Consider the following 14,838-nt stretch of genomic DNA (forward strand, 5'->3'; position numbering starts at 1 on the left):
AGTTGACGCGCACGCGGATCTGCATCGCTGCGCGGCGCCAAGGCGCTAAGCTGCTCAGCTCATGCCCAGGGTCATGCTTTCAAAGACGCTTGATCTCGACGCCGTATTTCCTCAGCACGTAGCCAATCTGGCGCGGGGTCAGCCCAAGCAAGCGCGCTGCCTTTGCCTGCACCCAGCCACATCTTTCCATGGCAGCAATGACGCGCTCTATATCGGGCGTCCTCGCGCCAATTGGGTGGGATGCGCCGGCAAGTGGGTTAGTCGCGGCCGAACTGGCGGCCGCGTCCGGCGGCGTGGCCAAATTCGCTGACTCCGACAGGATCGGCGGTGGTTGCAGCGCGGCCTTGCCCGATCTGCACTTCCACAGCGCCTCGGCAAAGCATTGGCCTTGGGAGCAGGCAAAGTCGTTTCTCCCGATTGACAGTCCCTCGGCCAGGATCGCTGTCCGGTGCACGCAATTTTCAAGCTCGCGAATGTTGCCGGGAAACTCACATTTCATCAGCACTTCAATCGCACGCGGATCGAAGGTGAGCGTACGGCCGTTCTCGTCGTTGAACTTCTTGAGAAACTCAGCTGCGAGGAGCGGAATATCGCTGCGCCTTTGGCGCAATGCTGGTACCAGCAAGGGAACCACGTTGATGCGGTAGTATAGGTCGGCGCGGAACTCATTCCTTGCAACCGCCTCTTCCAGGTTCCTGTTCGTGGCGGCAATCACGCGAACATCGACCTTGATGGTCTGATTGCTGCCGACGCGCTCAAACTCCTGCTCCTGCAGCACGCGCAGTAGCTTTGCCTGGAACGAGGCCGAGATCTCGCCGATCTCATCCAGAAACAACGTCCCCTTGTCAGCGAGCTCAAAACGCCCCTTGCGGGAATTGAATGCGCTTGTGAAGGCACCCTTCTCATGACCGAACAATTCGGATTCCAGGACTGTCTCTGGGAGCGCTGCACAATTGAGTTTAACGAAGGGCCGCTTGGCGCGCGGCGACAACTCGTGAATTGCCTTGGCAGCCAGCTCCTTCCCGGTACCGGACTCACCTCGCAACAGAACTGTGGTTTTTGCCTTCGCTACGACCGCGATCTTCTCCAGCAGGGCGCTTATAGCCGGACTGTCACCAATCATCCCCTCGACGTGGACCTTTTTGCGCCGGGGTGCAGGGTGCTTAACATCAGAAAATTTCGTTTGCAGCCGATGTTCCAGCTCCGGCGTTCGCTCGCGGTCGACCGCGGAGAAGCGATGCAACTTGACTGTCTGTCCCACCATGTTGGCAATCATGGTAAGCAGCCGGACATCATCGTCGAGCCGATAGCTTGACCTGCTTTCCAAAACCCGGTCCAAAGTCAGCGCGCCTATGGCGTTCCCATCAACACGAATGGGAACGCCGATGAACGACACGGTGTCGGAGGCCCCAAGCACCTCGATATCAGCGGCAGTGAAGGTCGGATGCATCACTATGTCGTCGGCGACAAGCGGCGTGTCGGTCGTCACAATCTGGTCGATGGCGTTGCGCGGCAGGCGCGAGCGGGAGGGCTCATTGCCGTTCGTGCCGCAGCCGCTGGCCACTGTGATGTCCAGTCCGCCCTCGGCATCGCAGAGAGCGATGATGCCGTGCCGCATCTGCACAAACGAGTGCAGGAGATCGACTACCTTGGCCAACTTGAGTTCGAGCCGGGCGGCATCGGCGAGTACTTTCGATATTTCGAAGATGCCGGTTAGCGCGCGCTCGTGCAATGCCACATTCGCAGGATTCGTGTCGGGCTTTGGACAACCCTTTATCGCATTCGGCAGCGATATGCCGCAGTCGCGGGCATTCTGTTCTGACTTGCTAATGTTGTGGTGCATGTGATCCTCGATCTCGCGCCATCAAATCTAGGCTGGCGGCATGTGCGCCCGCGACGTCGCGGGCACGGGCGAAAATGCTCCGACGTGAACTCGTGCCGCCGCCGTGTGGTCGAGTGCAAAGCGGGTCTAGCCCTGACGCATCGCTTGGCTACTCCCTCACGAGGCTTGGCCATGTTATTGGCTTGCCCCGGGCAAACACACGTTGTTTTCAAAAGACTGGAGCGAGGCGGCATAGTCAATCGAGCTTTCTTTCATCTGTGAAAGGAAACCTCGCGGCTTATGATAGGATTCATCAGTTCTATCTTTGCGTTGAAGCAGAAATACCTGGGCCGGCCATGCCTTGCCCGAGCGGCTGACCGCGCGGTGTGTAAATGCGGGGCCGTGCCATTCACCAGCGCCCGCGAAGGAGGGGCGGGAGCGATAATAACAGCCAACGGCACTGGTCCGTTGCCGCAAGCGCCATCTTTCTCGAGTTGATCAGGCGGCGGCGATGTCGCGTGTGAAGGCGCGAAGCTGGCGTCGAGTACGACTTCGTAGGCGGTGCTCGCAACTTCTGAATCGCATCGTCGTGGTCAGCACCATCACCGGCCTGGGGCCGAAATCGGCACACTCAATGAGCGTATCGAAAAGTCTGAACAGATTACGATGCGACCGCTTGAAAACGGCTGCCCGTGCTGCGGGCGTTGATTTGCAAAATGGGTCGTCCAAAAGGCCGTCCGAATTTATTCTGTGATTGCAGTGGCTGCATGGTCGTAGGCTGTCTAGAAACGAGCGCTTCCGAAAAGGGGTAAGTTAGCCTGTCATCTGGACGGCCTTGAACAGGCGACTTATTGGTACCCGCTGGCGCCAACGATGGGGCCCGGTCCAAAGCCGGCTAACGAGGAACCCACCACGCTCTGTGCAGCAAAACCGCTAGCCAGAGGGATCGACCGGCAGCACTCTGCCACAGACCATCAAGGGCGTTGGGACCGCGGCCTTGCCCGCTGGTCTGACACCGCATTCCTCCATCATTGGCGAGCCCACATCAGTTCAGGTGATCGGATTCATCTGGCATGGGTATTGCGGCGGCGTTGGTGCAGCGTTCGACCGGAGCGCCGCGATAGGGAGAAGCCCGGGAGAAGTCACGCCACCTCGATCCGGTCAGGGAGAGAGAAACAGTGTCAGCTGCACAAGTCCGCGGCGCGAGTCCCGCGCCCCGCAAACCCTTCTACACCAAGCTCTACGCCCAGGTGCTTGCCGCCATCGCGCTCGGCGTCGCAATTGGCTATTTTTATCCGGAGACCGGCGAGAGCCTGAAGCCGCTGGGTGATGCCTTCATCAAGCTGGTCAAGATGATCATCGCGCCTGTCATCTTCCTGACAATTGCGACCGGCATTGCCGGCATGAACGATCTTCATAAGGTCGGCCGGGTCGCCGGCAAGGCAATGGTTTATTTCCTCACCTTCTCAACGCTCGCGCTGATCGTCGGCCTCATCGTCGCCAATGTCGTCCAGCCTGGCGACGGCCTGAACATCGATCCGGCCTCGCTCGATGTCCAGGCCGTGAATACCTATGCCGCAAAAGCCAAAGCGCAGTCGGTCACCGGCTTCCTGATGAACATTATCCCGCCAACGATCGTCGGTGCCTTCGCGGAAGGCGACATCCTGCAGGTGCTGTTCTTCTCGGTTCTGTTCGGCATGGCGCTTGCGATGGCCGGAGAGACGGGCAAGCCTGTCGTTTCCTTCCTCCAGGCGCTCATTGTGCCTGTCTTCAAGCTCGTCGGAATTCTGATGAAGGCCGCGCCGATCGGCGCTTTTGGCGCGATGGCCTTCACCATCGGCAGATATGGCATCGGTTCGGTAGTCAACCTCGCGATGCTGGTCGCGACGTTCTATTTCACCGCCTTCCTCTTCGTGTTCGGGGTTCTCGGCGCAGTCTGCCGTTACAACGGCTTTTCGATTTGTTCTCTCATTCGTTACATCAAGGAAGAGCTGCTGCTTGTCCTCGCAACGTCCTCCTCGGAGGCGGCGCTCCCGTCGCTGATGGAGAAAATGGAAAAGGCGGGCGCCAGGCGTTCGGTTGTGGGTCTCGTCATCCCGGCCGGATATTCGTTCAATCTGGACGGCACGAATATCTACATGACGCTAGCGGCTCTCTTCATCGCACAGGCGACGAACACGGATCTGTCCATCGGCGATCAGGTGCTGCTGCTGCTCGTAGCAATGCTTTCCTCCAAGGGCGCTGCAGGTGTGACAGGTGCGGGCTTCATCACCCTGGCGGCTACGCTCGCGGTAGTTCCGAGTGTTCCCGTTGCTGGGATGGCACTGATACTCGGCATCGACCGATTCATGTCCGAATGCCGGGCGCTGACGAATTGCGTCGGCAACGCAGTGGCATCCCTCGTCGTCGCACGCTGGGAAGGAGAGTTGGACCGAGCACAGATGAAAGCTGCCTTCAGCGGTCATCAGCTTACCGAGGCATCAAACCGGCTACCCTCCTGCAAGTAAGGTGGGCGGCCCACGACCTGTGAAGTCGCTTAGCTGGTCACATAACTGAACGACCGACCCGCAGCCTCTAAACGGCTCCTCACGGACCATGTATCAGAAGCGCTAAATGTGTGAGTGCAAATCGTCACCGCCCTTTAAGCGAATGAGCCTTTCAGTATACCCGGCCGGTTTACGTCTGCAATGATGTTCGTCCAACACGCTGTGCCCATTCGTATGGGGACGTCTTCACTTTGCCACCCGAAACCGAAACGCGTTAGGCGGACAGAGAGCCGGCCCGCGTCAAAAACCGATCAGAATAGGACCTATGACCAAGCGCCCCACAATTGCCGATCTCGCCCGCGAAGCCCGAGTCAGCGTAGCAACGATCGATCGGGTTCTGAACGCCCGCCATCCGGTGCGCGAGGAGACCGCGCGGCGGGTCCACGACGCCGCCCAGGCGATCGGCTATCATGCTGCCGGGCTAATCAAGCAGCGGTTGCGGCGAGACCTACCGCACTACCGTCTGGGCTTCATCTTGAGAAAACCGGCCCAGCATTTCTACCAAGATTTTGCGCGCGAGGTCGAAGCATCGGTCAATTTGGCCCAGTCCTTCCACGGCATTCCGCTCGTCGAATTCGCCCCGTCACATATGCCGAGCGACCTGATCGCGCCGCTCAAGGAGTTGGGCGCACGCTGCCATGCAATCGCGATGGTGGCACCGGACCACCCGAAAATCACAGCAGCGGTTGAGGACCTCAAGGCCAAGGGCATTCCGGTTTTCTCGCTGCTTTCCGACTTCGCCGCCGGCGTGCGACAGGGGTATATCGGCCTCAACAACCGCAAGGTGGGGCGCACGGCCGCTTGGATGGTGTCCAAGGTCGCAAAACGGCCCGGCAAAGTGGCGGTGTTTGTCGGCAGCCATCGTTTCCAGGGGCACGAGCTCCGTGACGTCGGCTTTCGCTCCTATTGCCGTGAGAACGCGCCCACGTTCGAGGTGCTGGATCCGGTCATGAACCTCGAGAAGCGGCAGATCACCTACGAGGCAACGCTTGATCTCATGCAGCGGGAGCCCGAGCTCGTCGGCTTCTATGTCGCCGGCGGCGGCATGGAGGGCGCGATCTCCGCGCTCCGAGAAGAGGGCAAAAGTCGGGATCTCGTCGCGATCGTGAATGAAATCACACCTGAGTCTCGGGCAGCGCTTGCAGATAACATCGTCACGATGGCGGTCGCCACGCCAATGCGCCGGCTTTGCCAGGAGCTGATAACGCTGATGACACGGGCTATCGAGACCGGCACCGCTGAAACACCCGGACAGACATTTCTGCCGTTCGACATCCATCTGCCGGAAAATATATGAGGGCGGAAGCGCGAGGTAGATTGCCTAGATCCGCAGGGTCAACCTCCACCGGCTTCACTTGCCAACATGCCCCACGTTCTCGTGCAGGGGGTGTGGTCAATGATCCCGCACGGCAAGAGCCGAGCGAGGCCAGCACAGTCCATTTGGGGTCGACCTCGTCGACCGCCATCTCCTCGCCTGGCTGCACGTGAAAAGCCGCGGCACAGCCGGCAAGGTAGGAATTTAACCGGGCTAACCATCTTCTGGGACTTCGCACGCAAATCGAGGCGGCAGTCAATTCAGTAGCAGCCCGGGCGTGTGTTCTGCTCGTTCCGGCCCCTCGCACTTAGCAAGGAACTGCGCCGCTCTGCCGGGCCAAAGGCCCGACGCCCGAAGGGCAACCGCTCCTACGCGATCGCGTCCGCCTCCAGAAGCCGCCATCGAAAAGAATGCTCGCGTCGTCACCACCTACGGCCAAAGCGGGCAATCAAGGCAGCTGGCATCACTCTGCCACACATCCTCGACGAGCAACTCGCCTGAGATCAGCCCCAGAACGTAGGTAACACGCGCCGCGCCGGCGCTTGTCGAACATGCTGATCAGCCTGTCTTACAGGCGGTGATTAAGTGGGGCTCAACATCTTCCGGGACTTCGCACGCGATTTCGAGGTGGCAGTCGGTACCAAGAAACGAAAGGTCGGATCGGCGTGCCCGAGACGCTCAATGATTTCAGGCAAAGGCGCCAGGCGAGATGCCTCCTGCAACATCATTTCCCGCATCCACATGCTTGCCGGATCACTATTGTGAAGCTCAGGCCATTGGACGGCTTCCGTGAATGCAGGAGGAGGAAGTGGCGGCGGAAGTTGGACAATCCGCAGGGGTGTTGTTTTTGCGAAATGCTGCGCCAGCCGTAAGGGCATAGTCCCGATGCGGCTGGTGCCTGACAGGACGGGCGGGATCAGGCTAAAGCCCTGTACGACAACTTCGATACGTCTCTCGAAACCGTGCTCGAGCAAATACCATTCCTCCATGGTGGGCTGCCGGGTGTGCCTGAATTTGAGCACAACATGCCCCATGCACAAGTATCGCTCGAATGTAAGTGGCTCCGACAGCTGCTTGTTCGTGCCGCAGCCTACGCCTACGAGCTTATCTTCGAACAGGGCTGCGCGAGGATGTTTCGACATGAACACTTCCGGCATAATCAGAAAATCAACGTCGCCGCGCCGGAGAAGCTCCTCGGGGTCGTCGCAAATAGGCAGACATTCAAAGCGAACGGCGGGAGCTTCCCGCGCAGCGCGCTCTACTATCTTCCTAAAAAATACGAGCGTGATGTAATCGGAAAGCATGATTCGGAAGAGACGATCCGATTGGGCCGGGTTGAAGGCGTCGGGGGAAATAATCGATAGCTGGATGTGCAGCAATGCGTCCCGGACTGCTGGGGCGAGCCCGTCGGCGCGCGGCGTCAAAATGAGCTCGCGGCCGTTCATCGTAAATAGCTCATCGTTGAAATAGGCGCGTAGCCGAGCAACGGCGGCGCTCATGGCCGGCTGGCTCAGGTTGATACTGCGAGCCGCGGCAGTGACTTTACGCTCCCTCATCAGAGCGTCCAGCACAACGAGGAGATTTAGATCCAGCCCTTTAAAACGCATGTCATGTTCTATCCAACGTGTGGATGCGTATCATTCAAACAATCAATTTTACGAATTTACGAGCCATGCATTAGAGGAACGGAAAGTGAGCGACGTCAAGCTCAAATCGACGACACGGGCCGGAACTCGAGAGAGTGTCTGGCTCACCTTCGCCAACGACAACGGCTGAGTGCAGCCAACAACGCCGCTTTGGTCGAGTAATGCGGCCGCAAAAACCAATATGAAGAGAGGTCCTGAATGCGCCATCAGGTGCAGTGGAAGTTGTGCTGGGAAAACGAGTTGCAGCTCTCCGATCACGTTAAGCTCGCCGAGTTCTTTCGTGATACGTACGGGCCGACTGGGGCGTCCAACGCAGAACCGTTCGAAGGTAGTCGAAGCTGGGCCGGAGCCAGGCCTGAACTCCGCGTAATCGCCTATGATTCAAGCGGTGTAGCGGCTCACATGGGCATACTGCGCCGTTTCATCAAGGTCGACGCGGTCGACCTGTTGGTGGCTGAACTGGGCCTGTACGGGGTACGTCCGGACCTTGAGGGTCTGGGAATCGCCCATTCAATCCATGTCATGCTTCCAATACTGCAGGAGCTTGGCGTTCCATTCGCTTTCGGAACGGTCAGGGACGCGCTGCGGAATCATGTTGAGAGGTTTGGACGGCGATACAGCCCTATGGCCGTTTTGTCGGGAATTCGCGTGCGCTCCACCCGACCAGAGGCCCGCCTCGACCTGCCGCCCACACGCATCGATGACGCACTCACAATTGTTCTGCCAGTTGGACGGCCGATCAGCGAATGGCCCACGGGCACGATGATAGATCGGAACGGACCAGAGCTATGAGCCGGTCCGATTGCTTGTACGAAGTGCGCCGTGAGTGCTCTGACGGCACCGGCCGTCGAAGCGTTTATCTGACCTTTGACGACGGTCCCAATCCACTTTTCACACCGGAGATTCTCGACGTGCTGGCAGAGCAGCGGGTGCCGGCGACTTTCTTCGTCATCGGCGCCTACGCCTTAGAGCACCCATATCTAATCCAACGGATGATCGCAGAAGGGCACGAGGTAGGCAACCACACGATGTCTCATCCGGATCTGTACCAATGCGGTTTCGGCGAAGTGCAACGTGAGGTCTTTGAAGCGAACGACGCCATCATGAGAGCGTGCCCGCAGGCCTCGGTCCGCTTTGTTCGCGCGCCCTACGGCGCCTGGAGCGAAGAAGTCTGCACAGCATCACAGATCGCCGGGCTGGCGGCCCTTCATTGGTCCGTCGACCCTCGAGATTGGTCTCGCCCTGGAGTCGAGGCGATTCTCGATAAAGTGCTCGCCTCCGTCCGGCCGGGCGCAATTGTACTCTTGCACGACGGATGCCCTCCCGGCGAGTTGAGCCAGGGCGCTCACGCCGGCATGCGCGACCAGACGGTCACGGCGCTGTCCCGGCTGATTCCAGCACTGCGTGAGCGCGGATTTGTAATCCGCTCACTTCCTCAACATCACTGAACAACGAGATCCCATGACTCTTCTTGGTACAACCAGCACTGTGGCCATTTCGCTTTATGCACTGCTCTCGACTGCCTATAAGAGCATGCAAGGGCTTTATGCTATGCCGACAAAGGATTCGTCGGCGTTGGAGGTTCTCGCCGGCTCCGACAAACTGCCCAGCGTCGATGTCATCGTCCCCTGCTTCAACGAGGATCCGCGCACGCTTTCAGAGTGCCTGGCTTCCATTGCAGACCAAGAATACGCCGGAAGACTTCGGGTCTATTTGGTTGATGACGGTTCTGGAAATCGCGAAGCCTTAGGAACTGTCCACGAAGACTACGCGCGCGACCCCAGGTTCGACATCATTTTGCTTCCCGAGAATGTTGGAAAGCGCAAGGCGCAGATCGCCGCGATACGACGCTCATCAGGGGATCTGGTGCTTAACGTTGATTCAGACACGGTACTCGCGCCCGACGTCATTTCCAAGCTTGTACCGAAGATGCGAGATTCAGCGGTCGGCGCAGTCATGGGTCAGTTGACGGCCAGTAACCGAACCGAGAGTTGGCTGACCAGGCTGATAGACATGGAGTACTGGCTGGCTTGCAACGAGGAGCGCGCGGCACAGGCTCGCTTCGGTGCCGTTATGTGCTGTTGCGGCCCATGTGCCATGTACCGCCGGTCTGCGCTCCTTTTGTTACTGGACCAGTACGAGTCGCAATTTTTTCGGGGCAAGCCAAGCGACTTCGGTGAGGATCGCCATCTTACTATCCTGATGCTGAAAGCAGGCTTTCGAACCGAATACGTTCCGAGCGCCATCGCGGCCACAGTCGTTCCGAACAGACTCGGACCGTATCTGCGCCAACAACTCCGTTGGGCACGAAGCACATTCCGGGACACGCTGCTTGGGCTGCGCTTGCTGCCTAGCCTAAATAGCTATCTCACGTTGGACGTGGTCGGACAGAATCTCGGCGCGCTACTCCTCGCCCTATCGGTATTAACGGGCCTCGCACATTTCGCACTGACAGGCACTGTGCCTTGGTGGACAGGACTGATGATTGTGTCCATGACCATGCTCCGATGCAGCGTGGTAGCATTTCGTGCTCGACAATTTCGATTTCTTGGCTTTTCGCTGCACACGTTCATCAACGTCTTTCTCTTGCTTCCGTTGAAGGCCTACGCGCTGTGTACCTTGAGCAATAGCGATTGGCTGTCGCGAAGCTCTGCTGTCGCTACATCGAACACTGGGGGAAAACAGGCCCCCACCCAAGCTCCGATCACTGGTTCCAGCAGGGCAGAACTCTCGCCCCATTCGGCTCCGCTTCGCAGGCTCAATCTTGCGCGGGATTCTTCGGAATTAGTCCTGTCGGACAACATTTGCGGCGACGACTGACCGCAAATACCTAACGGACGAGAGGTGCACGAGTTTGACCCAGAACGTGAATCATCAGTTGCTTGATCGGGAATTGGCCGCCGACGATCCGTGGCGCCTCGACGGCAATCCATTCGAGCGGAAGCGCCACACGCAAATGCTCCAGCTGGCGCTTGCCCAAGGCTCCATTACAAATGCCCTCGAAGTCGGGTGCGCTGCCGGCGCATTCACGGAAAAACTAGTCCCCTACTGCCAAGGGCTCACCGTCATCGATGTCGTGGCGCAAGCGATTGCTCGAGCACGTCAACGGATAAAGGAGCCGTCGCGCATCAACTGGATAGTCTGCGATGTTCAACAGTTTTCGACCGACGAGTTGTTTGACGTGATCGTTGTGGCGGAGGTCCTCTACTACCTCGGAGACATAGCCGAGATGCGCGCGGCCGTCAAAAACCTGGTGCGGGTGCTTGCGCCAGGCGGGCATCTGATCTTCGGATCGGCAAGGGATGCTAATTGCCGTCGCTGGGGTCACGCCGCTGGTGCTGAGCCGGTCATCGCCATGCTGAACGAAACGTTGATCGAGGTAGAGCGGCTTGAGTGTCGGGGCGAGTCCGTCAACGAAGACTGCTTGCTCGTCCGTTTCCGGAACCCGATTTCCGCTTCCTGATGAATCTCGAATCTATCGCCGTTAACGTGGAGACACTATGCGCATCTGTGGTACCAAGCTGACCCATGATGGGGCGATCGCCCTGGTCGAGGATGGACGGCTCGTCTTCTGCGATGACCAGGAAAAGCGGCACAACGATCCGCGTTACCAATCCATCGATAATCTCGACGCAATTGTCGCCGCTTTAGCTGAGCAGCGGCTAGATCCTTGTGATGTCGATCAGTTCGTTATCGACGGCGGGGATGGCGAAGACGAGTCACAGTTTCAGGTCGGCAGGGAACCAAGCAACCGCCAGTTTTGTCGTCCCTCTCGGTAAAATGAACCCATGTCCATGATAGCGATCGACCTTACTGACGTAAGCAAAACTTATGACAAGCTCGTTGTCGACAGGCTGTCGTTCCGCGTTGCGGCGGGGGAATGCTTCGGGCTCTTGGGACCGAACGGCGCGGGCAAAAGCACGATTGCGCGTATGGTCCTCGGCATGACATCGCCTGATGCGGGGAAGATTACTGTGCTCGGCGCTCCAGTGCCGGCGCGCGCGCGTTTGGCGCGTATGCGCATCGGCGTGGTCCCGCAGTTCGACAATCTTGATGCCGCGTTCACTGTACGCGAGAACCTGCTGGTGTTCGGGCGCTACTTCCGGATGAGCAGACGCCAGATCGATGCGGTCATACCATCGCTGCTTGAGTTCGCCCGCCTCGAGAACAAAGCGGATGCGCGCGTCGCCGAACTGTCCGGCGGCATGAAGCGGCGCCTGACGCTCGCGCGTGCGCTCATCAATGACCCGCACTTGCTGGTGATGGACGAGCCGACCACCGGCCTCGATCCGCAGGCCCGCCACCTGATCTGGGATCGGCTGCGATCGCTGCTGGCGCGGGGCAAGACTATTCTTTTGACTACCCATTTCATGGAAGAGGCCGAGCGGCTGTGCGATCGGCTGTGCGTTATGGAGGAGGGGCGCAAGATCGCCGAAGGTCGCCCGTCCGAACTCATTGACGAGCAGATCGGCTGTGACGTGGTCGAGGTCTACGGCGGCAATCCGCATGAACTGGGTGCGCTGATCCGGCCGTACGCACAGCGCATCGAGGTGAGCGGTGAGACGCTTTTTTGCTATGCACCCGATCCGGAGCAGGTGCTGGCGCAGCTACGCGGGCGCACGGGTCTACGCCTTCTGCAGCGTCCCCCCAATCTCGAGGATGTGTTTTTGCGGTTAACCGGGCGCGAGATGGAGGACTGAACAATGGGCGAACGTTATGCGGCGGGCATGCCCGCCAATGCGTGGAATTGGGTCGCGGTTTGGCGCCGCAACTATCTTGGATGGAAGAAAATCGGGCTTGCATCGGTTCTCGGCAACCTCGCCGATCCGATGATCTATCTGTTCGGTCTCGGCTTTGGCATCGGAACAATGATAGGTCCTGTTGAGGGCACTTCGTACATTGCGTTTCTCGCGGCTGGCATGGTTGCCACAAGCGTGATGGCATCGGCGACCGCTGAAACGGTCTACGGGAGTTTCGGCCGCATGGGCGACCAGCGCACCTGGGAAGGAATGCTATGCACTCAGCTGACGCTCGGCGATATCTTACTCGGCGAATTGGCGTGGGCAGCCACGAAGGCCCTCATGGCGGGCACAGCAATCACTATTGTTGCCACCACGCTCGGCTACGCATCGTGGCCATCCATCCTCTGCTTGCTGCCAGTCATCGCTCTCAATGGCCTCGCCTTCGCGAGTCTAGCGATGGTCGTCACGGCGCTTGCGCCCAGTTATGAATATTTCATATTTTATAATACGCTTGTTATTACACCCATGCTGTTCCTTTGCGGCGCGATGTTTCCGATCAACCAATTGCCCGGCGCTTTTCAGTATGCTGCCTCCTTATTACCGCTCGCACATGCAATCGACCTCATTCGTCCAGCGATGCTTGGCCGTCCGATTGACAAAATGGGCCTGCATATCGGCGCGCTTTGCATATACACAGTTTTGCCCTTCTTCTTTTCGATTGCTCTTTTTCGTCGAAGGCTGATGCGTTGACGCTACTCACCATTCGAATTGAATGTTTGGTCGCAACCCATTCACACGCCGCCTAGATCAAGACATGCGTTTTAAGGGACTCGATCTGAATCTCCTCGTTGTGTTGGACGCTCTGGTCAGGGAACGTAAAGTCACCGCGGCGGCCCGCAGTATTAACCTGAGCCAGCCGGCAATGAGCGCCGCCGTTGCTCGGTTACGCGCCTATTTCAGCGATGAGCTATTTACGATGAGCGGCCGCGAGCTCATTTTGACACCTCGCGCTGAGGGGCTCGCCCCAGCAGTCAGGGAGGCATTGCTGCACATCCAGCTATCGATTATTTCCTGGGACGCCTTCAACCCAGCCCAATCGGATCGTCGCTTCCGGATTATCCTTTCCGATTACATCACGCTCGTATTTTTTAAGAAGATCGTAGAACGTGCTGCGCGGGAAGCTCCCGCCGTCCGCTTTGAATGTCTCCCTATTTCCGACGACCCCGAGGAGCTTCTCCGGCGCGGCGACGTTGATTTTCTGATCATGCCGGAAGTATTCATGTCGAAACATCCTCGCGCAGCCCTGTTCGAAGATATGCTCGTGTGCGTAGGCTGCGGCACGAACAAGCAGCTGTCAGAGCCACTTACATTGGAGCGATACTTATCGATGGGGCAGGTTGTGTTCAAATTCGGGGACACCCGGCAGCTCTCCATGGAGGAATGGTATTTGCTCGAGCACGGTTTCGAGAGACGTATCGAAGTTGTCGTACACGGCTTTAGCCTGATCCCGCCCGTTGTATCAGGCACCAGCCGCATCGGGACCATGCCCTTACGGCTGGCGCAGCATTTCGCAAAAACAACACCCCTGCGGATTGTCAAACTTCCGCCGCCACTTCCTCCCGCATTCACGGAGGCCGTTCAATGGCCTGCGCTCCACAATAGTGATCCGGCAAGCCTGTGGATGCGGGAAATGATGTTGCAGGAGGGATCTCGTATGATTCCTCTGCCTAAGAGCACCGGACGTCTCAGTTGTCCCCAAATTGAGAAACTGCCCCCCCCTCGACTATGAGAGGAGGCATGGATGGCGATCCCCCGCCGCCTGCGACCCCGCAACTGCTCAGCAGAAGGGCGAAGCGAACGAGAGTGAATCCATTTCGTAAATGTGTGCCTATCCAAGCAATCGATTTCTGCAATTGTCCGATGACGAATATGAACGCGCCTGAAGGTGTGGAGCGGAAGCCTGTTCGGGCCCTTGCGGCCGACCACGATGAATCCCTTCCAAACCTTCAGCCGGACGGTGTTGTTGACCCGCTCCATTAAATGCCAGGACCAAACATATTCGGCGGGAGCACTGATCCTGAACCAGCGAGCGGATGCAGTCGGTTGCCGGTCGGGGAGCAATATAGGGAGCTGGGTCGCCAGCCTCCGGAGACTTACGTGACAACCATTCCTTAAAGGATTCAGCTTTGAGACCCTTCCCTCTGACTTCCGCGATTTGGGGCATTGTGTTGATCAGCGGCGTGGTCAACGTGCTTGCGCTCATCTCGCCGCTGTTCATGCTTCAGGTCTATGACCGCGTTCTGGCAAGTGGCAGCGTATCCACGCTGGTGGGGCTCGTCGTGCTCGCTGCGGGGCTTTATGCGTTCCAATGCCTGCTCGACATTTTGCGCGCCCGCGTGCTGCTGCGGATTGGCGAGCGTTTCGATGGACAGTTTTCCGGACGCGTTCACGATGCGATCGTTCGCCTTCCGCTTTCAACGCGCATGCCGGGCGACGGCTTGCAGCCGCTTCGCGATCTCGACAATGTTCGCGGCTTCTTAGGTGGAAACGGTCCGACAGCGTTCTTCGATCTGCCATGGATGCTGTTTTATCTTGGCATTTGCTTCCTCCTTCATTTCTGGATCGGCATGACGGCACTTATCGGGGCGGTCGGTCTCACATCTCTGACACTCCTTGCCAACACTCTCTCGCAAGGGCCGATAAGCGATACCGTTGCCCACAACATGGCACGCAATGGTCTGCTGCAAGCAGCGCGTTGCAATGCCGA

General features: G+C 58.4%; 11 protein-coding genes and 2 pseudogenes. 11 read left to right on the top strand and 2 right to left on the bottom strand.

Annotation, left to right across the window (positions count from 1 at the left end):
- Nucleotides 1-79: 79 nt before the first annotated feature.
- Nucleotides 80-1,843 (bottom strand): nif-specific transcriptional activator NifA, encoded by a 1,764-nt coding sequence (gene nifA, locus X730_RS141345; RefSeq protein ID WP_023827200.1) that lies wholly within the window; start codon nt 1,841-1,843, stop codon nt 80-82.
- A gap of 1,157 nt (nt 1,844-3,000) precedes the next feature.
- On the opposite strand from nifA, the gene X730_RS141340 reads away from it, so the two are divergent.
- A complete protein-coding gene (locus X730_RS141340; protein WP_023706359.1) occupies nt 3,001-4,329 on the top strand; it encodes a dicarboxylate/amino acid:cation symporter in 1,329 nt (442 codons plus the stop codon).
- Nucleotides 4,330-4,633: 304 nt separating this feature from the next.
- Nucleotides 4,634-5,665 carry a LacI family DNA-binding transcriptional regulator gene (locus tag X730_RS141335; protein ID WP_023672231.1) on the top strand — a complete coding sequence of 344 codons (1,032 nt, stop codon included), beginning with the start codon at nt 4,634-4,636 and terminating at the stop codon, nt 5,663-5,665.
- 599 nt (nt 5,666-6,264) lie between these two features.
- On the opposite strand, the gene X730_RS141330 is transcribed toward X730_RS141335, so the two are convergent.
- On the bottom strand, nt 6,265-7,290 hold the full coding sequence (locus X730_RS141330; protein WP_023712679.1) for a LysR family transcriptional regulator: 1,026 nt from the start codon (nt 7,288-7,290) through the stop codon (nt 6,265-6,267).
- Between the two features lie 237 nt (nt 7,291-7,527).
- Between X730_RS141330 and X730_RS141325 the strand changes: the two genes are divergently transcribed.
- The 9 genes and pseudogenes from X730_RS141325 to X730_RS0134440 all read left to right on the top strand — a co-directional run.
- The gene (locus X730_RS141325) at nt 7,528-8,121 is read left to right on the top strand and encodes a NodA family N-acyltransferase (protein WP_023694280.1); all 594 of its coding nucleotides are present in this window, start codon (nt 7,528-7,530) and stop codon (nt 8,119-8,121) included.
- A complete protein-coding gene (gene nodB, locus X730_RS141320; RefSeq protein WP_023724589.1) occupies nt 8,118-8,777 on the top strand; it encodes a chitooligosaccharide deacetylase NodB in 660 nt (219 codons plus the stop codon). The genes X730_RS141325 and nodB overlap by 4 nt, the downstream gene beginning before the upstream one ends.
- Nucleotides 8,778-8,790: 13 nt before the next feature.
- Complete coding sequence (nodC, locus tag X730_RS141315; RefSeq protein ID WP_023750024.1) at nt 8,791-10,149, top strand: chitooligosaccharide synthase NodC; 1,359 nt, start codon at nt 8,791-8,793, stop codon at nt 10,147-10,149.
- 34 nt (nt 10,150-10,183) lie between these two features.
- Nucleotides 10,184-10,792, top strand: coding sequence for a nodulation methyltransferase NodS (gene nodS, locus X730_RS141310; RefSeq protein WP_023750023.1), 609 nt, complete (start codon nt 10,184-10,186; stop codon nt 10,790-10,792).
- Nucleotides 10,793-10,829: 37 nt separating this feature from the next.
- Nucleotides 10,830-11,063: pseudogene (locus tag X730_RS141305) on the top strand (carbamoyltransferase N-terminal domain-containing protein); the annotation flags it as partial.
- Nucleotides 11,064-11,117: 54 nt separating this feature from the next.
- Nucleotides 11,118-12,029, top strand: a complete 912-nt coding sequence (nodI, locus tag X730_RS141300; RefSeq protein WP_023685034.1) for a nodulation factor ABC transporter ATP-binding protein NodI — start codon at nt 11,118-11,120, stop codon at nt 12,027-12,029.
- A 3-nt stretch (nt 12,030-12,032) separates the two neighbouring features.
- Nucleotides 12,033-12,821: an ABC transporter permease gene (locus tag X730_RS141295; protein WP_023698293.1), complete on the top strand. Its 789-nt coding sequence runs from the start codon at nt 12,033-12,035 to the stop codon at nt 12,819-12,821.
- A gap of 64 nt (nt 12,822-12,885) precedes the next feature.
- Nucleotides 12,886-13,860, top strand: coding sequence for a LysR family transcriptional regulator (locus X730_RS141290; RefSeq protein ID WP_023685036.1), 975 nt, complete (start codon nt 12,886-12,888; stop codon nt 13,858-13,860).
- Nucleotides 13,861-14,347: 487 nt separating this feature from the next.
- Nucleotides 14,348-14,838 (top strand): annotated as a pseudogene (locus X730_RS0134440) (type I secretion system permease/ATPase); the annotation flags it as partial.

Source organism: Mesorhizobium sp. L103C131B0, from assembly GCF_000502275.1.
GTDB lineage: Bacteria > Pseudomonadota > Alphaproteobacteria > Rhizobiales > Rhizobiaceae > Mesorhizobium.